Genomic DNA, 21,329 nt, shown 5'->3' with positions numbered 1-21,329 from the left:
TGACGACCATCGCGAGCAGGCTCGCTCCTACAGGGTAAGGGTTTCCTGCGCCTTAAAATAAAAACAAGAGGGAGCAACAGATGATTCGGACACAAACCAACCTGCTGTTGGGTGCTGGCCTGCTGGCCGCGAGTCAGGCCATGGCCGGCGATCTACTGCTGTGGCAGACCAACAGCCTGAGCTATCTGTATGGCAAGAACTTCGCGATCAATCCAGCGATCCAGCAGACGATAACCTTCGAACACGCCGACCGCTGGAAGTACGGCGACAACTTCATGTTCATCGACAGCACCTACTACAACGGCGAGAAAGACCGAAACAAAGGCGTTCATGCCTATTACGGCGAGTTCAGCCCACGCCTATCCTTCGGCAAGATCCTCGACCGCCGTTTCGAATTCGGCCCGATCAAGGACGTGCTGCTGGCCATGACCTACGAGAACGGCGAAGACGACACCGAGGCCTATATGATCGGCCCTGGTTTCGACCTCGCGGTACCGGGCTTCAACTTTTTCACCTTGAACTTCTATTACCGCCAGACCGAAGGCTCGCGCCCTGGCGATGATGTCTGGCAAATCAGCCCGGCCTGGTCCTACACCCTGCCACTGGGCAACTCGAACCTGTTGATCGACGGCTACATCGACTGGGTGGTGGATAACGACCAGAACGCCCGCGGCACCTATCACGCCAACCTGCACTTCAACCCGCAGATCAAATACGACCTGGGCAAAGCCCTGGGCTGGCGCGAGAAACAGGTGTATGTCGGCACCGAATACAGCTACTGGAAAGACAAATACGGCGTCCAGGACAGCTCCCGTTTCAACACCAATGAAAACACCGCCAGCCTGCTGGTAAAGGTGCACTTCTGATGCTGCTCCGCAACCGTGCCCAAAACCTGCCGTCGGTGCGCCGTTGCGGAGCACTTGAGACCTGGCCGAGGAGTCAGTATTCTCCGCGGCCGCCCGAATCCGGTTTAAAAAAAAGCCCGGATGTAAAACCTGACCAGAAAGCCAACTTATCCCGGCTCTGGCAGGCACCAAGGCACTCCAAAACCCCTCTCAATCGACCGCTCTTGAGCCGTCGAACGGGAGTTTTTTTGCTTTTTGAAAGCCTTGGCTCAGCTCTTGCTAACAGCATTAAAGCTGACCGAATGGATGATTTTTTACCGCTACAGAAAAAGGCGCCACACCAGAGCGCCGACCTTAAAAAAATAACGTGGAACCACCTACTTTTTGGGAGCAACCGAATGAAACGTACGTGCACTAGCCTGATGCTGGCGGGATCGATGCTGGCCGGGGGCCAGGCCATGGCCGGCGATTTGCTGCAGTGGCAAAACAACAGCCTGACCTATCTGTATGGCAAGGACTTCCAGGTCAACCCGCGCATCCAGCAGACGGTGACCTTCGAACACGCCGATGCCTGGAAGTACGGCGACAACTTCTTCTTCATCGACAAAATCTTCTACAACGGCAAGGAAGACCATTTCGCGGGTGAAAACACTCACTACGGCGAATTCCAGCCACGCCTGTCGTTCGGCAAGATCTTTGACCAGAAGCTGGAGTTCGGCCCGATCAAGGACGTGCTGCTGGCCATGACGTATGAGTTCGGCGAAGACGACACCGAGTCGTACCTGGTCGGTCCTGGTTTCGACCTGGCCATTCCTGGTTTCGATTACTTCCAGTTGAACTTCTATAATCGTCACACCGAGGGTGGCCGTCCGGGTGACGATGTCTGGCAGATCACTCCGGTCTGGTCCTACACCATTCCGGTGGGTGGCTCGGACGTCCTGATCGACGGCTTCATGGACTGGGTGGTAGACAACGACGTCAACAGCAAAGGCGAGTACCACGCCAACCTGCACTTCAACCCGCAGGTCAAATACGACCTGGGCAAGGCGTTGAATCTGGGTGCCAAGCAACTGTACGTCGGTGTCGAGTATGACTACTGGAAAAACAAATACGGTATCGAAGACAGCGAGGGCTTCAAGACCGATCAGAGCGTGACCAGCTTCCTGGTCAAGGTTCACTTCTGATCTGAACACCTCCTGTAGGAGCGAGCCCGCTCGCGATGGTCGTGAACGATAACGCTGGGGTCCTGATACCCCGCGGTGTCCTTTCGTCCATCGCGAGCGGGCTCGCTCCTACATCTCAAGCCGAAACCAAAGACTCCCCAATTCCAAGAAACCGGCACAACTCCCCGCGCTTTGCCAACGCATCCCGCCGCCCCAGTTCAATCAACTCGCTGCAATACCCCGCCTCGAACAGCAGGTAGCTCAAAACCCCCGCCCCACTGGTCTTGGTCGCCCCCGGCCCGCGCAGAAACAGGCGCAATGCCGCCGGCAATTCCTGGCGATGACGCGCGGCAATCTCATCGATCGGCTGGCTCGGTGAAATCACCAACACGTCCACCGGCGCCACGCCCAAAGCACGGGTGGGTGTACCGTCGGGCATCAGGTGACTGAACTGGTTCAGGCGCTGCAACAGCTCGATGTCGCTTTCCAGGCTGTCAATGAACGTACTATTGAGCATGTGCCCGCCGATCTGCGCCAGGGACGGCTGCTGACCGGTGTAGCTACGCAACAAGGGTTGTCGCGGGTCAATCCCGCGGGGGTTGCCACTGACGCCCACCACCAGCACCCGACTGGCACCCAGATGCAACGCCGGACTGATCGGCGCCGACTGACGCACCGCGCCATCACCGAAATACTCTTCGCCGATTTTCACCGGGGCGAACAGCAGCGGAATGGCCGAACTGGCGAGCAGGTGTTCAACGGATAACCGGGTGGGAACACCGATACGCCGATGGCGCAACCAGGCATCGATCTTGCCGCCGCCCTCATAGAAGGTGACGGCCTGGCCGGACTCATAGCCGAACGCGGTGACCGCCACCGCATGCAATTGCTTCTGTGCGATCGCTTCGGCGATGCCACCCATATGCAGCTTGTCGTTGAGCAAATCCCGCAGCGGAGAACTGTTGAGCAGCGCCACCGGAACCTGGGCACCGATGCCGAGCAAACTGTGGCTGACAAAGCGGCTGGCCTGGCGGATCACCCCGGGCCAGTCGCTGCGCAACACCAGATGACTGCGAAAGCCCTGCCAGAATGCCGTCAGGCGCTCGATGGCGTTACGAAAGTCCATCGCCCCGCTGGCGAGGCTGACGGCGTTGATCGCGCCCGCCGAGGTGCCGACGATCACCGGGAACGGATTGCGGGCCCCCGGCGGCAGCAATTCGGCAATCGCCGCCAGCACCCCGACCTGATAGGCCGCCCGAGCCCCGCCACCGGAAAGAATCAACCCTGTAACCGGTTCGCCTGGACTCATGCACAACTCTCCATGGTGCTTGATGGGATTTCGTTGTTTCAACCTGTTCCCTTGCTCGCGATGGTTGTGAAAACGCCGCGGGGGTCAGGTGTCCCGCGTTATCGTTGGCCACCATCGCGAGCGAGCTCGCTCCTACACGCGTTTGGCGTACAGCTTGGGCTCGCCCGGTGGGCGGCTCTTGAAGCGGCGATGGGCCCACAGGTATTGCTCGGGATGCTCGCGCAGAACGCTTTCGATCCATTGGTTGATGCGCAGGCAGTCGGCCTCCTCGGTTTCGCCGGGGAAGCCTTCGAGCGGCGCATGGATCACCAGGCGATATCCGCTGCCGTCCGCCAGACGTTCCTGGGTGAACGGCACCACCAGCGCCTTGCCCAGTCGCGCAAACTTGCTCGTGGCGGTGACGGTCGCGGCCTGAATGCCGAACAGCGGCACGAAAATGCTTTGCTTGGCGCCGTAGTCCTGATCCGGTGCGTACCAGATCGCCCGGCCCGAGCGCAGCAGTTTGAGCATGCCACGCACGTCTTCGCGTTCCACCGCCAGCGAATCGAGGTTGTGCCGCTCGCGGCCCTGGCGCTGGATGTAGTCGAACAGCGGATTCTTGTGCTCGCGGTACATGCCGTCGATGGTGTGCTGTTGACCGAGCAACGCTGCGCCGATTTCCAGTGTCGTGAAGTGCAAGGCCATCAGGATCACGCCCTTGCCCTCACGCTGAGCCTGCTGCAAATGCTCCAGCCCTTCGATATGAGCAAGATTTGCCAGGCGCTTGCGCGACCACCACCAGCTCATCGCCATCTCAAAGAACGCGATGCCGGTGGAGGCGAAGTTTTCCTTGAGCAGGCGTTTGCGTTCGGCGGCGGTTTTTTCAGGAAAACACAGTTCCAGATTGCGCTTGGCAATGCGCCGTCTGTCGCCGGCCACGCGATACATCAATGCGCCCAGTGCGCGACCGATCCACAGCAGTGCCGGGTACGGCAGCTGGACGATCAGCCACAACAGCCCCAGGCCACACCACAGTGGCCAGAAACGTGGAGATAGAAATGCTTTTCGAAAACGCGGGCGGTCCATTAATGCTTCCGGAATGACAATGGCCGCGCATTCTACATCGTTCGACCCGGCTTGCGGCCCGCGGGCGTTCTCGTTATAAGTCTCGGCACTTTTAGTGACAAGTCGTTGTATGCCGACCATGAGCCAAACCGAACCGCTAGACCAAGATCCCGTGTTCCAGTTGAAGGGCAGTATGCTGGCCATTACGGTGCTGGAACTGGCCCGTAACGACCTCGAAAGCCTTGATCGGCAACTGGCCGCCAAGGTCGCCCAGGCGCCCAACTTCTTCAGCAACGCGCCACTGGTACTGGCCCTGGACAAACTCCCGGCCAACGGAGGCGCGGTCGATCTGCCAGGGCTGATGCGCGTCTGCCGCCAGCATGGCCTGCGTACCCTGGCGATCCGCGCCAGCCGCATCGAAGACATTGCCGCCGCCATCGCGGTCGACCTGCCGGTGCTGCCACCGTCCGGTGCCCGGGAGCGTCCACTGGACCTGACCGAAGGCGAACCGAAGAAAAAACCGGAAAAACCGCCCGAGCCGACCATCAAGCCGACGAAAATCATCACCTCGCCGGTACGCGGTGGCCAGCAGATTTATGCCCAGGGCAGCGATCTGGTGGTGATCTCCTCGGTAAGCCCGGGAGCGGAACTTCTCGCCGATGGCAACATCCATGTATACGGCCCGATGCGTGGTCGCGTGTTGGCCGGCGTCAAGGGCGACACCAAGGCGCGGATTTTCTGTCAGCAAATGAGTGCTGAACTGATTTCCATCGCCGGGCATTACAAGGTTTCCGAAGATCTGCGCCGCGACCCGCTATGGGGTTCGGGTGTGCAGGTCAGCCTGTCCGGCGACGTGTTGAACATCATTCGGCTTTAACGGATACTGCCGCATTTTCCAAGCATCTCTAAAACGTAGCGAAAACGGCTCAAACGAAGTAGGAAAAAGGCCGAAAGCAGTGTTTACCGGGGGTAAACGCCGCTCAAAACCGGATTCCAGCCAAGGCTGTCCGACTGCAGTAGTTTTTCAGGAGATGTTTTTCAGGGACTGAAAAGTCCTTCTTCCTTAGGGGTGAAACACCTTGGCCAAGATTCTCGTGGTTACATCCGGCAAGGGTGGTGTGGGTAAGACCACCACCAGCGCCGCTATCGGTACCGGCCTCGCTCTGCGCGGCCACAAAACAGTGATCGTCGACTTCGACGTGGGCTTGCGCAACCTCGACCTGATCATGGGTTGCGAGCGCCGCGTGGTGTATGACTTCGTCAACGTGGTCAACGGCGAAGCCAACCTGCAACAGGCTCTGATCAAAGACAAGCGCCTGGAAAACCTCTACGTGCTGGCCGCCAGCCAGACCCGCGACAAAGACGCGCTGACCGTCGAAGGCGTGGAAAAAGTCCTGATGCAGCTCAAGGAAGACTTTGAGTTCGTGGTCTGCGACTCCCCGGCAGGCATCGAGAAAGGCGCACACCTGGCCATGTACTTCGCCGATGAAGCGATCGTCGTGACCAACCCGGAAGTCTCCTCGGTACGTGACTCCGACCGCATGCTCGGCCTGCTGGCCAGCAAGTCCCGTCGCGCCGAACGCGGCGAAGACCCGATCAAGGAACACCTGCTGATTACCCGTTATCACCCGGAACGTGTGAGCAAAGGCGAAATGCTCGGCGTAGAAGACGTCAAGGACATCCTTTCGGTGACCCTGCTCGGCGTGATCCCTGAATCCCAGGCGGTGCTCAAGGCATCCAACCAGGGTGTTCCGGTGATTCTCGACGACCAGAGCGATGCCGGCCAGGCCTACAGCGATACCGTGGACCGCCTGCTGGGCAAGACCGTGGATCATCGATTCCTTGATGTACAGAAGAAGGGATTCTTCGAGCGCCTGTTTGGAGGCAACTAAGCAATGAACCTTTTTGACTTCTTTCGTGCCAACAAAAAGCAAAGCACCGCGTCGGTAGCGAAAGAGCGTCTACAGATCATCGTGGCGCACGAACGCGGCCAACGCAGTACCCCGGACTACCTGCCAGCCTTGCAGAAGGAACTGGTCGAGGTGATCCGCAAGTACGTCAATATCGGGTCCGATGACGTGCACGTCGCACTGGAAAGCCAGGGCAGCTGCTCGATTCTGGAACTCAATATCACCCTGCCAGATCGCTGAGTCGATCCGGCTGGAGCCACGGCGGCTCAGGCTTTCACGGCCCTTTGTGTAGGAGCGAGCCTGCTCGCGATGTAGTGTCAGTCGACTTCGATGTAGCTGACACACCATTGCGAGCAGGCTCGCTCCTACAAGGACAGCGAAAGCCTGGGCCGCCGTTGGCGTTTGTTACGAGGCTGTTTTAATGCCGCTGTCCAACATCCACATCATCCATCAGGATGCCGCCGTACTGGTGGTGAACAAACCGACCCTGTTGCTCTCTGTCCCTGGCCGGGCCGACGACAACAAGGACTGCCTGATTACCCGCCTGCAGGAAAACGGCTACCCGGAAGCGCGAATTGTCCATCGCCTTGACTGGGAGACTTCCGGCATCATCCTGCTGGCCCGCGACCCGGACACCCATCGCGAACTGTCCCGGCAATTTCACGACCGCGAAACCGAAAAGGCCTACACCGCCCTGTGCTGGGGTCAGCCGGAACTGGACAGCGGCAGCATCGACCTGCCCTTGCGCTACGACCCGCCGACCAAGCCACGCCACGTGGTCGACCATGAATTCGGCAAACACGCACTGACCTTCTGGCGAGTGCTGGAGCGTTGCGGCGATTGGTGCCGCGTTGAGCTGACACCGATCACCGGCCGCTCCCACCAGTTGCGCGTGCACATGCTCTCGATTGGTCATCCGCTGCTGGGTGACGGGCTCTATGCCCATGAGCAGGCGCTGGCGGCTTGGCCGCGCCTGTGTCTGCACGCGAGCATGCTCAGCTTCACCCATCCGCAAAGTGGCGAACGCCTGCGCTTCGAGTGCCCGGCACCGTTCTGAAACTGTGGGAGCGGGCTTGCTCGCGAATACGGTGTGTCATTCAACGATGTATTGACTGACTCGACGCCTTCGCGAGCAAGCCCGCTCCCACAAAGGATCTCCTCCAGATTCAATTTCGATGGTCAGCCCCACAATCAGTGCGACGCCATTTACCAGGCCAATACGTTAAACTGGCGCCACTGCTGTCTGGAGCTACTTTATGCGCGAAGAGTTGAACCAAGGCCTGATCGATTTCCTCAAGGCCTCCCCTACCCCGTTCCATGCCACCGCCAGCCTTGTTCAGCGTCTGGAAGCGGCGGGCTACCAACGCCTCGACGAGCGCGAGCCATGGAATACCGAAGCCAACGGTCGCTACTACGTCACCCGCAACGACTCTTCGATTGTCGCGATCAAGATGGGCCGCCATTCACCGCTGCACGGCGGCATTCGCCTGGTCGGCGCCCACACCGACAGCCCGTGCCTGCGCGTCAAGCCGCAACCGGAACTGCAACGCCAGGGCTTCTGGCAACTGGGCGTTGAAGTCTATGGCGGCGCGCTGCTGGCGCCGTGGTTCGACCGCGACCTGTCCCTGGCGGGCCGCGTAACCTTCCGTCGTGATGGCAAGGTCGAGAGCCAGTTGATCGACTTCAAGGCACCGGTCGCGATCATTCCGAACCTGGCGATTCACCTCAACCGTGAAGCCAACATGGGTTGGGCAATCAACGCCCAGACCGAACTGCCGCCGATCCTCGCGCAATTTGCCGGTGACGAGCGCGTGGACTTCCGCGCGGTGCTCACCGACCAGCTCGCCCGCGAACACGGCCTGAATGCCGACGTGGTGCTCGATTACGAGTTGAGTTTCTACGACACCCAAAGCGCTGCGGTCATTGGCCTGCATGGCGACTTCATCGCCGGCGCGCGCCTGGACAACCTGCTGTCGTGCTACGCCGGCCTGCAAGCGCTGTTGACGGCCGACACCGACGAAACCTGCGTGCTGGTCTGCAACGACCACGAAGAAGTCGGTTCCTGCTCGGCCTGCGGTGCCGACGGCCCGATGCTTGAGCAAACCTTACGTCGCTTGCTGCCTGAAGGTGATGAATTCGTACGCACCATTCAGAAATCCCTGCTAGTTTCGGCTGACAACGCCCACGGCGTGCATCCGAACTACGCCGACAAGCACGATGCCAACCACGGTCCGAAACTCAACGCCGGCCCGGTGATCAAGGTCAACAGCAACCAGCGCTACGCCACCAACAGCGAAACCGCCGGGTTCTTCCGTCACCTGTGCATGGCTGAAGAAGTGCCGGTGCAAAGCTTCGTAGTGCGCAGCGACATGGGCTGTGGTTCGACCATCGGCCCGATCACCGCCAGCCACCTGGGCGTGCGCACCGTGGATATCGGCTTGCCGACGTTCGCCATGCACTCGATCCGCGAACTGTGCGGCAGCCAGGACCTGGCGCATCTGGTCAAGGTGCTGAACGCGTTCTACGCCTGCCGCGAATTGCCGTAAACCCCGCAATACCCTGTAGGAGCGAGCCTGCTCGCGATGGACGTGAACGATTACGCGTGTTTTCTGGATAAACGCGGCGCCCTGAAGTTCATCGCGAGCAAGCTCGCTCCTACAGACAACACGGTGCAAAAAAGCCGCCTAGACTTCCAGTATCCCTTCGACAAGGCCGTCTCCATGATTTCGATGTCTACCTTTCACGCCATGCTGATTCCGATTCTTGCCGGGATGCTCCTGCTGGCCGTCGGCTTCAACTTTCGCGACAAGAATGCCGGCGTGTTTGCCATGTGGATCGGCATGCTGACCATTCTCGCGACCGTTGTTCTCAAGATCCTCGCCAAACTCAACGAATAATTCCTCGCCCTTGGCTCGCATTGATTTTGACGGGCTCGTACACTCGGTCGATCCGCTCCCTGCGAGGTTGACCGCCTAGTGTTCGCTCGTCTTTTTTCCCTCCCGTGTATTGTCCTTGTCTGCCTGATGACGCTGCTGTCAGTGACGCCTGCCCAGGCGGCCGGCCTGCCGGGCCTGCTCAACAACCAGGCCAAGGCGCAGCCCGAAGCACAGGAACCGCTGGGGCAATCTCTGGACGAAGTGATCAAGTCACTGGAGAACGACCAGCAACGCTCCAAGCTGCTGGCCGACCTGAAAAAGCTCCGCGACACCACCAAACAGGCCCAGCCGATTACCGAAGAAGGCGTACTGGGTCTGATTGGCGGAACCCTGGCCAATTTCGAGAAGAAATTTTCCGGCGTCGACAGTCCGCTCACGCTCTGGTCCAGTGAATTCGATCAGGCCAGGGAAGAACTGGTGGCGCTGGCGCTGCCGGCCAATGAATGGCTGCCCATGCTGTTCGCCTTTGCCATGATCCTGATGGTCTGGAGCCTGCTGGCCGCCGCCCTGATCTGGATCAGCCACCGCGTGCGGATGCGTTTCGGCCTGACCGAAGAACTGCCGCAGCATCCCAGGGCCCTGGACATGTTGCGTTTTGCGCTGCGCAAACTCGGGCCATGGCTGATCGCCCTGGTGATCACGGTCTACATGAGCTACGCCCTGCCCTCGTCCCTGGGCAAAAGCCTGGCGATGGTGCTGGCCTATGCACTGGTGGTCGGCACCTGCTTCTCGGCCATCTGCGTGATTGCCTTTTCCCTGCTCGACGGCCCACACCGCCACCGCGCCTTGTACATCCTGCGGCACCAGGCGTTTCGGCCGCTATGGCTGATCGGCAGCTTCGCCGCGTTTGGCGAAGCGCTGAGCGATCCGCAACTGGTCAACAGCCTCGGCAGCCATCTGGCCCATACCGCCGCGACTGCCGCCAATGTCCTGGCCGCGCTCTCCACGGGGCGCTTCATCCTGCGTTTCCGCCGGCCGATCGCCCACCTGATCCGCAACCAGCCACTGTCCCGACGCCTGACCCGACGCGCCCTCAACGACACCCTGTCGATTCTCGGCACCTTCTGGTACGTACCGGCGCTGGTGCTGGTGGCCATTTCCCTGTTCGCGACGTTCATTTCCGCCGGCGACACCAGCACCGCCCTGCGCCAGTCGCTGATCTGTACCGTTTTGCTGGTGTTGTGCATGGTCATCAACGGCCTGGTACGCCGTCACGCCCTCAAACCGCAGCGCGGCATCCGGCGCTACGCGGTGTATTCGGAACGGCTGAAAAACTTCTTCTACACCATCGTTCACTTGTTGGTGTGGCTGGCCTTTATCGAACTCGGCCTGCGGGTCTGGGGCATGTCGTTGATCCGCTTTACCGAAGGCGACGGCCACGAAGTCAGCGTCAAACTGTTCAGCCTCGCCGGCACGCTGCTGTTTGCCTGGCTGATCTGGATTCTCAGCGATACCGCCGTGCACCACGCACTCACCCGCTCGCGCAAAGGCCTGGCCAATGCCCGCGCACAGACGATGATGCCGCTGATCCGCAATGTGTTGTTCATAGCGATTTTCATCATCGCGCTGATCGTTGCCCTGGCGAACATGGGCATGAACGTCACGCCCCTGCTGGCCGGTGCCGGTGTGATCGGTCTGGCCATCGGTTTTGGTGCGCAGTCGCTGGTAGCCGACCTGATTACCGGGTTGTTCATCATCATCGAAGACTCCCTGGCCATTGACGACTACGTGGATGTCGGAGGCCACCTCGGCACGGTCGAAGGCCTGACCATCCGTACCGTGCGCCTGCGGGACATCGACGGCATCGTCCACACCATTCCGTTCAGCGAAATCAAAAGCATCAAGAACTACTCCCGGGAATTCGGCTACGCGATCTTCCGGGTAGCGGTGCCGGCCAACATGGACATCGACAACGCAATCAAACTGATGCGCGAAGTCGGCCAGAAAATGCGCACCGACCCGCTGCAGCGGCGCAATATCTGGTCGCCGCTGGAGTTCCAGGGGGTGGAAAGTTTCGAGTCGGGCAACGCGATCCTTCGCGCCCGGTTCAAGACGGCGCCGATCAAGCAGTGGGAGGTTTCGCGGGCGTTCAACCTGTCACTCAAGCGGCACATGGATGAAGCCGGACTGGATCTGGCGACACCGCGGATGAGTATTCAGGTGATTACCGCGGGCGGTGCGCCAGAACAGTCCGTGTAGGAGCGAGCTTGCTCCGGGCGGCGTTCCGACGATGAAACTCAAGAACGCCGCGTTTAGCCAGTAAACACGCGTAATCGTTAACGACCATCGCGAGCAAGCTCGCTCCTACAGGAAGGTCGGACGTTAGACGACATCCACCCCGACATGAATCGCATCATGCCGCCAAAACTCCAGGTCGCAGTCGATCAAGCGTTCATGCTGATCATAGTTGACCCGGGCAATCTGCAAGCCCGGGCTACCCACCGACACCTTCAACGCCGCCGCCGCATCCACCGACAACGCCGTAGGTACAATCTCGAAGCGCACCCGCCCGTAGTGCAAGTCGTAATGCCGCGCATACAACTCGGTGATCGACTGATTCAGATCGAACTCAAGAATCCCCGGGAAATACTGTGGGTTCAGATAGTGCTCCACATACAACACCAGTCGCCCGTCAATCCGCCGTGAACGGCAGATCTGAATCACGCTGGACAGTGCCGGCAATTGCAGCCAGGCACAGATTGCCGCCGATGCCGGCTGCAATCGCGCCGAAATCACCTCGGTCGACGGCACCCGCCCCTGGGCGCTGACCATCGCGTGAAAGTGGCTACGCTGCATGAGGTTGTAGGCCAGGCGTGGCGGCGAGACGAACCAGCCGCGACGCTCCTCGCGATAAATCTGCCCCTGGGACTCCAACTGCAACAACGCTTCACGCAAAGTGATCCGTGTGGTGCCAAACAATTCACTGAGCTTGCGTTCGGCCGGCAATTTGCTGCCGGGGGTCAACAGTCCATGGTCGATCTGCTCCTGAAGCACCTGGCCGATGGCTGTTACCGCTTTTGTTGCCTCTTCACGCATCAACGTTTCCTTTCTGGACTAGACCAGCACCATTTCAGGGCAGAACCGCAGTGTAAACCGGCTCATTCAATAGTCTGCAAGCGTAGGCAGCGCAGATGAACCAGATGTGACAAAGCCGCCCAACGGTCGCCACTCCCTGCCTTCAACAACTTGCAATTCATCGGCCAAGTCCCTTGTCTTCCGGGGCCTTGACCATGGTCTACGCTTAGCAGGCCAGTCGCGATACCGCTGAACAAAAAGTCATTCCGGGCGACGAACGACATCAAAGTGTCATCCAGCCCCCTTAAATTGGCTCAGGTATTGCTGACCTAGACCAACACAAACCGCAATCGCAGCGTTGAACACGACCCAAGGAGCTTCGGAATGAAAAAGCTTTTCCTGGCATCACTGTTAGGCTCGACCATCGCAATGTGCACCGCCGCCATCGCGGCCGATGATCTGAAAACCCTGGAAGCCGCTGCGAAAGCGGAAGGCGCCGTCAACAGCGTTGGCATGCCCAATGACTGGGCCAACTGGGCCGGCACCTGGAAAGACCTGAGCGACAAGTACGGCCTCAAGCACATCGACACCGACATGAGCTCGGCCCAGGAGATCGCCAAGTTCGCCGCGGAAAAAGACAACGCCAGCGCCGACATCGGCGACGTCGGTGCAGCGTTCGGCCCGATCGCGGTCAAGCAAGGCGTGGTCCAGCCTTACAAGCCTTCGACCTGGGATCAGATTCCGGCCTGGGCCAAGGACAAAGACGGCAACTGGGCACTGGCCTACACCGGCACCATCGCTTTCATCGTCAACAAGAAGTTGCTGCATGGCTCCGAGGCGCCAACCAAGTGGGCTGACCTCAAGGACGGCAAATACAAGGTCTCCATCGGCGACGTGAGCACCGCGGCCCAGGCAGCCAACGGCGTATTGGCCGCGGCACTGGCCAACGGTGGCGACGAGAAAAACCTCAAGCCTGCCCTGGATCTGTTCGCCGACATCGCCAAGCAAGGTCGCCTGTCGATGTCCAACCCGACGATTGCCACCATGGAAAAAGGCGAAATCGAAGTCGGCGTGGTCTGGGACTTCAACGGCCTGAGCTACAAGGCCAAGATGGCCAACCCGGATGACTACGTGGTGCTGATCCCGTCCGACGGCTCGGTGATCTCCGGCTACACCACCATCATCAACAAGTACGCGAAAAACCCGAATGCAGCCAAGCTGACCCGCGAATACATCTTCAGTGACGCCGGCCAGATCAACCTGGCCAAGGGCAACGCCCGTCCGATCCGTGCCGAACACCTGACCCTGCCAGCCGAGGTGCAGGCCAAGCTGCTGCCTAACGAGCAGTACAAGAAGGTCACGCCGATCAAGGACGCGGACGCCTGGGAGAAGACTTCCAAGGCCCTGCCTCAGAAGTGGAATGAAGAAGTCATCGTTGAAATGAAATGATGCGGTAGATCCCTGTAGGAGCGAGCTTGCTCGCGATAGCGACCTGACATTCAGCATTGATGTTGAATGGAAGTCCCTCATCGCGAGCAAGCTCGCTCCCACAAGAGATTGGTGCGTACTTGAATCATCTGTTTTGCGGAGTTTTTGCCCCTATGAAGCACAACGTCATCCTTGTCGTGCTCGACGGCCTCAACTACGAGGTCGCCCGCCACGCCATGGGGCACCTGCAGGCCTACGTCGGCGCAGGACGCGCGGCACTCTACAAACTGCAGTGCGAGTTGCCGGCCCTGTCCCGCCCCCTGTACGAATGCATCCTGACCGGCGTCGCGCCCATCGACAGCGGCATCGTCCACAACAACGTCTCGCGCCTGTCCAACCAGCGCAGCATCTATCACTACGCCACTGACGCAGGCCTTGTCACCGCGGCGGCGGCCTATCACTGGATCAGCGAGTTGTACAACCGTTCGCCCTTCGTGGCGGCCCGGGACCGTCACACCGATGACCCGCAACTGCCGATCCAGCATGGGCATTTTTACTGGAACGATCACTACCCGGATTCGCACCTGTTCGCCGACGCCGAAAACCTGCGCCTGCGCCATGCACCGAATTTTCTGCTGATCCACCCGATGAACATCGACGACGCCGGGCACAAGCACGGCCTCGACACCCCGCAGTACCGCAACAGTGCCCGCTCCGCCGACATCATCCTGGCCGACTACCTGCAAGGCTGGCTCGATGCCGGTTACCAAGTGCTGGTCACCGCCGACCACGGCATGAACAACGACCGCTCCCACAATGGGCTGCTTGCCGAAGAACGCGAAGTACCGCTGTTCGTCCTCGGCGACGCTTTCAGTTTCGATTCGGGCGCTGCGCCCGAACAGACTGACATTTGCGGCACCGTCTGCGAACTGCTGGGCGTGCCTCACGACAAGCCGGTGTGCCGGGAGCTTCTGAAGTGAATTCCATGACTCGCGGTAAATGGCTCGCAGCCTTGTGCCTGGTGCCATTTGCGCTGTTCTTCATCGTGTTCGAAATCGCACCGCTGACCTGGGTGATGATCAACAGCCTGCAATCGGAAGAGTTCGGCTGGGGCCTGGCCAACTTCAGCAAGATCTTCAGCTCGAAGTTTTACCTGCAGGCCATCCAGTACAGTCTCGAGATCAGCTTCTGGTCCAGCGTGTTCGGGATCGTCATCGCGGTACTCGGCGCCTATTCCCTGCGCCGGGTGGACTCGAAACTGCGCAATTTCGTCAACGCCTTCGCCAACATGACCAGTAACTTCGCCGGCGTGCCCCTGGCCTTCGCGTTCATCATTCTGCTCGGCTTCAACGGCAGCTTCACCATCATGCTCAAGCAGGCCGGAATAATTCAGGACTTCAACCTGTACTCGAAAACCGGGCTGATCATTCTCTACACCTACTTCCAGATTCCCCTCGGCGTGCTGCTGCTGTATCCGGCCTTCGATGCACTGCGCGAAGACTGGCGTGAGTCCGCTGCGCTGCTCGGCGCCGACGGTTGGCAGTACTGGCGGCACATCGGCTTGCCTGTTTTGACGCCGGCACTGCTGGGCACCTTCGTGATCCTGCTGGCAAACGCCCTCGGTGCCTACGCCACGGTGTACGCCCTGACCACCGGCAACTTCAACGTGCTGCCGATCCGCATCGCGGCGATGGTGTCCGGTGACATTTCCCTGGACCCGAACCTGGCCAGCGCCCTGGCCGTGGTGCTTGTGGCCTTGATGACCCTGGTGACCATCGTGCATCAGTTGCTGTTGAAGAGGAGCTACCATGTCTCGCGCTGAACTGGGGCCCGCCGGTGTCTACCACCGCGTCGTGGTGTATCTGCTGTTTGCCATCCTGCTGTTGCCGCTGCTCGGCACGCTGATCTATTCGATCTCCAGCAGTTGGTCGGCGACCATTCTGCCCAGTGGCTTCACCCTCAAGTGGTACATCCAGCTGTGGAGCGATCCGCGCTTCCTGAATGCGTTCGGGCAGTCGCTGCTGGTCTGCGTCGGTTCGCTGATTCTTTCGGTAGTGCTGATTCTGCCGTTGCTGTTCGTGGTGCATTACCACTTCCCGAAACTCGACGCACTGATGAACATCCTGATCCTGCTGCCCTTCGCCGTGCCGCCGGTGGTGTCGTCGGTGGGGCTGTTGCAGCTTTATGGTTCCGGACCATTCGCCATGGTCGGCACGCCGTGGATCCTGATCGGTTGCTACTTCACCGTGGCGCTGCCGTTCATGTACCGGGCGATCACCAACAACCTGCAAGCGATCAACCTGCGCGACCTGATGGATGCCGCCCAGTTGCTCGGCGCCAGCACCTTTCAAGCCGCCTTCCTGGTGGTGCTGCCGAACTTGCGCAAGGGCCTGATGGTGGCGTTGCTGCTGTCGTTCTCGTTCCTGTTCGGTGAGTTCGTGTTCGCCAACATCCTTGTCGGTACCCGCTACGAAACCCTGCAGGTCTACCTCAACAACATGCGCAACAGCAGCGGTCATTTCACCAGTGCGCTGGTGATTTCCTACTTCTTCTTTGTGCTGGTTCTGACCTGGATTGCCAATATCTTGAACAGGGACAAAAGCGAATGAGCTATGTCAGCGTCCAACATCTTCAGAAAAGCTTCGCCGGCACCACGGTGTTCAGCGACATCAATTGCGAAATCCAGAAAGGTGAATTCGTCACCCTGCTCGGTCCGTCCGGTTGCGGCAAATCCACCCTGCTGCGCTGCATCGCCGGCCTGACTTCGGTGGATGGCGGCAAAATCCTGCTCGATGGTGCCGATATCGTGCCGGTGAGCCCGCAGAAACGCGGGATTGGCATGGTGTTCCAAAGCTATGCGCTGTTCCCCAACATGACCGTGGAGCAAAACGTCGCCTTCGGCCTGCGCATGCAAAAGGTCAATGCCGATGACAGCCGCAAACGCGTCGCAGAAGTGCTCAAACTGGTGGAGCTCAATGACTTTGCCGCGCGTTACCCGCACCAACTGTCGGGCGGCCAGTGCCAGCGCGTGGCCCTCGCCCGCTCCCTGGTGACCCGGCCACGCCTGTTGTTGCTGGATGAACCGTTGTCGGCCCTGGACGCGCGGATTCGCAAACACCTGCGCGAACAGATCCGTCAGATCCAGCGCGAACTGGGCTTGACCACGATTTTCGTCACACACGATCAGGAAGAAGCCCTGACCATGTCTGACCGGATTTTCCTGATGAATCAGGGAAAGATCGTACAAAGTGGCGACGCCGAAACCCTCTACACTGCGCCAGTCGATGTGTTCGCCGCCGGGTTCATCGGCAACTACAACCTGCTGGACGCCGACAGCGCCTCGAAGCTGTTGCAGCGACCGATCAACAAGCGCATTGCCATTCGCCCGGAAGCCATCGAACTGAGCCTTGAAGGTGAACTGGACGCGCAAGTGCGCAGCCACAGCCTGCTGGGCAACGTGATTCGCTACCGGGTCGAAGCCCGGGGCGTGGAATTGGTGGTGGATGTGCTGAACCGCTCGGCGGCCGACCTGCATCCCGATGGTCAGCGCCTGGCGCTTTCCATCGATCCGACGGCCCTGTGTGAGGTAGCCTGATGCCTTTGCTGACGCTGAAGAGAGAACTGCACTGATGGCCCTGGCAATTTTTGATCTGGACGAAACCCTGATCCACGGCGACTGCGCCTCACTGTGGAGCGAGCAAATGGTCCGCCTCGGCTGGGTCGATGGCGAGTCGTTCCTGCGTCGCGACAAGGAATTGATGGATGCGTACGGCAGGGGCCATCTGGCCATGGAGGACTACATGGCCTTCAGCCTGGAACCGTTGATTGGTCGTACGCCTGAAGAAGTCGCGCACCTGGTTGGTCCGTGGGTAGAGGACTTCATCGAGCCGATCATTTTCAGCGATGCCACCAAAGCCATCGCCGCGCACCGCAAGGCCGGCGACCGGATCCTGGTGATCTCGGCCTCGGGCACCCACCTGGTCGGTCCCATCGCCGAGCGCCTGGGCATCGACGAGATTCTGGGCATCGAACTGGAAGTGGCCCATGGCGTCTACACCGGCCACACCGTTGGCACCCTGACCTACCGCGAAGGCAAGATCACACGCTTGCTGGAGTGGCTGGATGCAGAGGAGGAAAACCTCGAAGGCGCGAGCTTCTATTCCGACTCCCGCAATGACCTGCCGCTGTTGCTGAAGGTGGATTTCCCTCACGTGGTCAACCCGGATCCGGTGTTGCGCGAGCAGGCCGAAAAAGCCGGCTGGCCGATCCATATCTGGAAGTAACCCGGATCCCCTGTGGGAGCGAGCTTGCTCGCGATAGCAGTGTGTCAGTCAACGTTAATGCCGACAGACAGAGCGCCATCGCGAGCAAGCTCGCTCCCACAGTTTTTTGTGTTGTCAGGTGAGGCTTTCGTCAATCACCAGCACCACTTTCCCCGCCACGGTATTACTCGCCAACTCGGCAAACGCCGCCTCGGCATCCTTGATCGGGAATGTCCCGGCCAGTTGCGGGCTCAAGCGCCCCTCGGCAAACAACGGCCACACATGCTGGCCCAAATCACTGAACAGATCGGCCTTGAACTGATCGTCGCGACTGCGCAAAGTCGAACCCAGCAACTGCACACGCTTTGCCAGCACCTGGGCCAGATCCAGCTTGGCCTCGCGGCCGCCCATCAGACCGATCAACACCCAGCGGCCATCCTGCGCCAGCAGCTTGAGGTTCAAGGCCGCGTAATTGCCGCCCACCGGATCGAGAATCACATCGAACGGCCCCAGATCCCGCAGGCTCTCCAGATCGCCATTACGCACCACGCCGCCCTGGGCGCCCAGCGCTTCGCAATACGCCAATCGCTCTGCGGAGCCGACACTGACCCAACACGGATTGCCGAACGCCTTGCACAGCTGAATGGCAGCTGAACCGATTCCACTTGCCCCGGCATGCAGAAGAACTTTCTGACCCGGTTTGAGCGCAGCCAGTTGAAACAAATTCAGCCAGACTGTTGCATAAACTTCGGGCAATGCAGCCGCTTCGAACAGTGACATTCCATCGGGAACCGGCAGCACATGCCGCCCGTCGACAACCACCTCTTCGGCCATCCCGCCCCCGGCCAGCAAGGCGCAAACCCGATCGCCAACTTGCCAGGAGGACCCGGCGCCCACCTCGCTGATGACCCCCGAGCACTCTAGACCGAGCACTTGACTGGCCCCTGGCGGGGGCGGGTAAAGGCCGGCCTTCTGCAACAAATCGGCACGATTGAGGCCCGCTGCCGCCACTCGTATACGAACTTGTCCTACATCGCATGCAGGACTCGGCTCATCAACCCATACCACTTGACCGTCAACGCCTTGCAATGCTTTCACAGTGCCTCCATAGTGAGTCTGGACTGAGCCCGAAGCTATAGCGTCGGGTTTTTTGCATTATGCGACCGGCTCCCAAAGAACCGGCGACTTCAAAGACGGCCTAATATGCGTTATCAATTGTCCCCGCGTCGAATCAGCATGAAGCATCTGTTCCCCAGCACTGCCCTCGCTTTATTCATCGGTATCGGCTTGCTGCCGATGTCGAGCAATACATTCGCAGCCAATAGCTGGGACAAGCTTCAACCCGATCGTGACGAAGTGATCGCCAGTCTGAACGTCGTGGAGTTGCTCAAGCGCCACCACTACAGCAAGCCGCCGCTCGATGACGCACGCTCGGTAATCATCTACGACAGCTACCTCAAGCTGCTGGATCCGTCGCGCAGCTACTTCATGGCCAGCGACATTGCCGAATTCGACAAGTGGAAGACGCAGTTCGACGATTTCCTCAAGAGCGGCGACCTGAACGCCGGGTTCACCATCTACAAGCGCTACCTGGACCGCGTCAAGGCGCGTCTGGACTTCGCTATTGCCGAGCTGAACAAAGGCGTCGACAAGATCGACTTCACCACCAGGGAAACCTTGCTGATCGACCGCAAGGACGCCCCTTGGCTCAAATCCACCGCAGAACTCGACGACCTGTGGCGCAAACGCGTCAAGGACGAAGTCCTGCGTCAGAAGATCGCCGGCAAGGATTCCAAGCAGATCCAGGAAACCCTGACCAAGCGCTACAAGAACCAGCTGGCGCGCCTGGACCAGACCCGCGCGGAAGACATCTTCCAGGCGTACATCAACACCTTCGCCATGTCCTACGACCCGCACACCAACTATCTGTCGCCGGATAACGCGGAGAACTTCGACATCAACATGAGCCTGTCCCTCGAGGGCATCGGTGCCGTGTTGCAAAGCGATAACGACCAGGTGAAAGTCGTGCGCCTGGTGCCGGCAGGTCCGGCGGACAAGACCAAGCAGGTTGCACCGGCCGACAAGATCATCGGCGTTGCCCAGGGCAACAAGGAAATGGTCGACGTCGTGGGCTGGCGCCTGGACGAAGTGGTCAAGCTGATCCGTGGTCCGAAGGGCACCGTAGTGCGCCTGGAAGTTATCCCGGCCAGCAATGCGCCGAACGACCAGACCACCAAGATCGTGCCGATCACCCGTGAAGCGGTGAAACTCGAAGATCAGGCCGTGAAGAAGTCGATCTTGAATCTGAAGCAGGACGGCAAGGACTACAAGCTCGGCGTCATCGAGATCCCGGCGTTCTATCTGGACTTCAAGGCCTTCCGTGCCGGCGATCCGGATTACAAGAGCACCACCCGCGACGTCAAGAAACTGCTGACCGAATTGCAGAAAGAGAAAGTCGACGGCGTGGTCATCGACCTGCGCAACAACGGCGGCGGTTCCTTGCAAGAGGCCACCGAGCTGACCAGCCTGTTCATCGACAAAGGCCCGACCGTGCTCGTGCGTAACGCCGATGGCCGGGTCGATGTCCTGGAGGATGAAAATCCGGGCGCGTTCTACAAAGGCCCGATGGCGTTGCTCGTCAACCGCCTGTCCGCCTCGGCTTCGGAGATTTTTGCCGGTGCCATGCAGGACTACCACCGCGCGCTGATCATCGGCGGCCAGACCTTCGGCAAAGGCACCGTGCAAACCATTCAGCCGCTCAACCATGGCGAACTGAAACTGACCCTGGCCAAGTTCTACCGGGTTTCCGGGCAGAGCACCCAGCATCAGGGCGTCTTGCCGGACATCGATTACCCGTCGATCATCGATACCAAGGAAATCGGTGAAAGCGCCCTGCCGGAAGCCATGCCGTGGGACACCATCAAGGCGGCGATCAAGCCTGCGCTCGACCCGTTCAAGCCGTACATTTCGCAGCTCCAGTCCGAGCATGACGTGCGTACGGCCAAAGATGCGGAGTTCGTGTTCATCCGTGACAAGCTGGCCCTGGCGCAGAAACTGATGGCCGAGAAAACCGTCAGCCTCAATGAAGTCGAGCGTCGTGCCCAGCACGCCGACATCGAAGCCAAACAGCTGGCCATGGAAAACATCCGTCGCAAGGCCAAGGGCGAAGAGCCGCTCAAAGAGCTGAAGAAAGAAGACGAGGACGCCATCGCGGCCGAGGATGACAAGACCAAACCGGAAGACGACGCCTACCTCAGCGAAACAGGGCGGATTCTGCTGGACTACCTGAAACTCAACACGGCAGTGGCCAAGCACTGAGTTTGTACAAACAACTGATGGCAATTTAATGCTGACGCCCCGGTAGCGTCATCAAACAGTCATCATTCTGTCGTGAAATAAAGGACCGGGCGTGCTCTT

20 protein-coding genes are annotated in these 21,329 nt (G+C 59.7%); 16 read left to right on the top strand and 4 right to left on the bottom strand.

Translation table 11 applies throughout. The features are described 5' to 3' along the window. Window positions 1-80: 80 nt before the first annotated feature. Window positions 81-866: an outer membrane protein OmpK gene (locus PspS34_RS08115; RefSeq protein ID WP_154946577.1), complete on the top strand. Its 786-nt coding sequence runs from the start codon at window positions 81-83 to the stop codon at window positions 864-866. A gap of 377 nt (window positions 867-1,243) precedes the next feature. Further along, window positions 1,244-2,029 carry an outer membrane protein OmpK gene (locus tag PspS34_RS08110; RefSeq protein ID WP_057715764.1) on the top strand — a complete coding sequence of 262 codons (786 nt, stop codon included), beginning with the start codon at window positions 1,244-1,246 and terminating at the stop codon, window positions 2,027-2,029. 115 nt (window positions 2,030-2,144) lie between these two features. Here PspS34_RS08110 and PspS34_RS08105 read toward each other — a convergent pair whose 3' ends face one another. Continuing rightward, window positions 2,145-3,317 (bottom strand): patatin-like phospholipase family protein, encoded by a 1,173-nt coding sequence (locus tag PspS34_RS08105; RefSeq protein ID WP_090453970.1) that lies wholly within the window; start codon window positions 3,315-3,317, stop codon window positions 2,145-2,147. Window positions 3,318-3,449: 132 nt separating this feature from the next. After that, window positions 3,450-4,382: a lipid A biosynthesis lauroyl acyltransferase gene (locus PspS34_RS08100; RefSeq protein WP_090453969.1), complete on the bottom strand. Its 933-nt coding sequence runs from the start codon at window positions 4,380-4,382 to the stop codon at window positions 3,450-3,452. Between the two features lie 118 nt (window positions 4,383-4,500). Here PspS34_RS08100 and minC point away from each other — a divergent pair, with 118 nt between their 5' ends. The 7 genes from minC (at window position 4,501) to PspS34_RS08065 (ending at window position 11,406) form a co-directional block, all read left to right on the top strand. After that, window positions 4,501-5,238 (top strand): septum site-determining protein MinC, encoded by a 738-nt coding sequence (minC, locus tag PspS34_RS08095; protein ID WP_090457784.1) that lies wholly within the window; start codon window positions 4,501-4,503, stop codon window positions 5,236-5,238. 202 nt (window positions 5,239-5,440) lie between these two features. Continuing rightward, window positions 5,441-6,253 (top strand): septum site-determining protein MinD, encoded by an 813-nt coding sequence (gene minD, locus PspS34_RS08090; protein ID WP_090453967.1) that lies wholly within the window; start codon window positions 5,441-5,443, stop codon window positions 6,251-6,253. A 3-nt stretch (window positions 6,254-6,256) separates the two neighbouring features. Continuing rightward, the gene (minE, locus tag PspS34_RS08085; protein WP_007974947.1) at window positions 6,257-6,511 is read left to right on the top strand and encodes a cell division topological specificity factor MinE; all 255 of its coding nucleotides are present in this window, start codon (window positions 6,257-6,259) and stop codon (window positions 6,509-6,511) included. Window positions 6,512-6,692: 181 nt separating this feature from the next. After that, window positions 6,693-7,328: an RluA family pseudouridine synthase gene (locus PspS34_RS08080; protein ID WP_046037585.1), complete on the top strand. Its 636-nt coding sequence runs from the start codon at window positions 6,693-6,695 to the stop codon at window positions 7,326-7,328. Window positions 7,329-7,527: 199 nt separating this feature from the next. Then, complete coding sequence (locus PspS34_RS08075) at window positions 7,528-8,817, top strand: M18 family aminopeptidase (protein WP_150812344.1); 1,290 nt, start codon at window positions 7,528-7,530, stop codon at window positions 8,815-8,817. A gap of 36 nt (window positions 8,818-8,853) precedes the next feature. Next, on the top strand, window positions 8,854-9,168 hold the full coding sequence (locus PspS34_RS08070) for a hypothetical protein (protein ID WP_150814116.1): 315 nt from the start codon (window positions 8,854-8,856) through the stop codon (window positions 9,166-9,168). Window positions 9,169-9,246: 78 nt separating this feature from the next. Further along, complete coding sequence (locus PspS34_RS08065) at window positions 9,247-11,406, top strand: mechanosensitive ion channel domain-containing protein (RefSeq protein ID WP_159389545.1); 2,160 nt, start codon at window positions 9,247-9,249, stop codon at window positions 11,404-11,406. Between the two features lie 123 nt (window positions 11,407-11,529). On the opposite strand, the gene PspS34_RS08060 is transcribed toward PspS34_RS08065, so the two are convergent. Then, the gene (locus PspS34_RS08060) at window positions 11,530-12,243 is read right to left on the bottom strand and encodes a UTRA domain-containing protein (RefSeq protein WP_159389544.1); all 714 of its coding nucleotides are present in this window, start codon (window positions 12,241-12,243) and stop codon (window positions 11,530-11,532) included. Window positions 12,244-12,606: 363 nt separating this feature from the next. Here PspS34_RS08060 and PspS34_RS08055 point away from each other — a divergent pair, with 363 nt between their 5' ends. The 6 genes from PspS34_RS08055 (at window position 12,607) to PspS34_RS08030 (ending at window position 17,933) form a co-directional block, all read left to right on the top strand. Then, window positions 12,607-13,671, top strand: coding sequence for an ABC transporter substrate-binding protein (locus tag PspS34_RS08055; RefSeq protein ID WP_159389543.1), 1,065 nt, complete (start codon window positions 12,607-12,609; stop codon window positions 13,669-13,671). A 152-nt stretch (window positions 13,672-13,823) separates the two neighbouring features. Further along, a complete protein-coding gene (locus tag PspS34_RS08050; RefSeq protein ID WP_159389542.1) occupies window positions 13,824-14,630 on the top strand; it encodes an alkaline phosphatase family protein in 807 nt (268 codons plus the stop codon). A gap of 5 nt (window positions 14,631-14,635) precedes the next feature. Further along, window positions 14,636-15,472, top strand: coding sequence for an ABC transporter permease subunit (locus PspS34_RS08045; protein ID WP_174245537.1), 837 nt, complete (start codon window positions 14,636-14,638; stop codon window positions 15,470-15,472). Then, window positions 15,459-16,259, top strand: coding sequence for an ABC transporter permease (locus PspS34_RS08040; RefSeq protein WP_090453956.1), 801 nt, complete (start codon window positions 15,459-15,461; stop codon window positions 16,257-16,259). The genes PspS34_RS08045 and PspS34_RS08040 overlap by 14 nt, the downstream gene beginning before the upstream one ends. After that, a complete protein-coding gene (locus PspS34_RS08035; RefSeq protein WP_154860715.1) occupies window positions 16,256-17,245 on the top strand; it encodes an ABC transporter ATP-binding protein in 990 nt (329 codons plus the stop codon). The genes PspS34_RS08040 and PspS34_RS08035 overlap by 4 nt, the downstream gene beginning before the upstream one ends. A 34-nt stretch (window positions 17,246-17,279) precedes the next feature. Further along, the gene (locus PspS34_RS08030) at window positions 17,280-17,933 is read left to right on the top strand and encodes an HAD family hydrolase (protein ID WP_150814121.1); all 654 of its coding nucleotides are present in this window, start codon (window positions 17,280-17,282) and stop codon (window positions 17,931-17,933) included. Window positions 17,934-18,047: 114 nt separating this feature from the next. Here PspS34_RS08030 and PspS34_RS08025 read toward each other — a convergent pair whose 3' ends face one another. Next, on the bottom strand, window positions 18,048-19,010 hold the full coding sequence (locus tag PspS34_RS08025) for a zinc-binding dehydrogenase (protein ID WP_057715778.1): 963 nt from the start codon (window positions 19,008-19,010) through the stop codon (window positions 18,048-18,050). 138 nt (window positions 19,011-19,148) lie between these two features. Between PspS34_RS08025 and PspS34_RS08020 the strand changes: the two genes are divergently transcribed. Further along, window positions 19,149-21,230 carry a carboxy terminal-processing peptidase gene (locus PspS34_RS08020; RefSeq protein WP_174245504.1) on the top strand — a complete coding sequence of 694 codons (2,082 nt, stop codon included), beginning with the start codon at window positions 19,149-19,151 and terminating at the stop codon, window positions 21,228-21,230. The last annotated feature ends 99 nt before the right edge of the window (window positions 21,231-21,329 follow it).

It is taken from the genome of Pseudomonas sp. S34 (assembly GCF_009866745.1).
In the GTDB taxonomy this organism is placed as follows: Bacteria; Pseudomonadota; Gammaproteobacteria; order Pseudomonadales; family Pseudomonadaceae; genus Aquipseudomonas; species Aquipseudomonas jessenii.
This window is presented reverse-complemented; position numbering and strand designations above follow the sequence as displayed.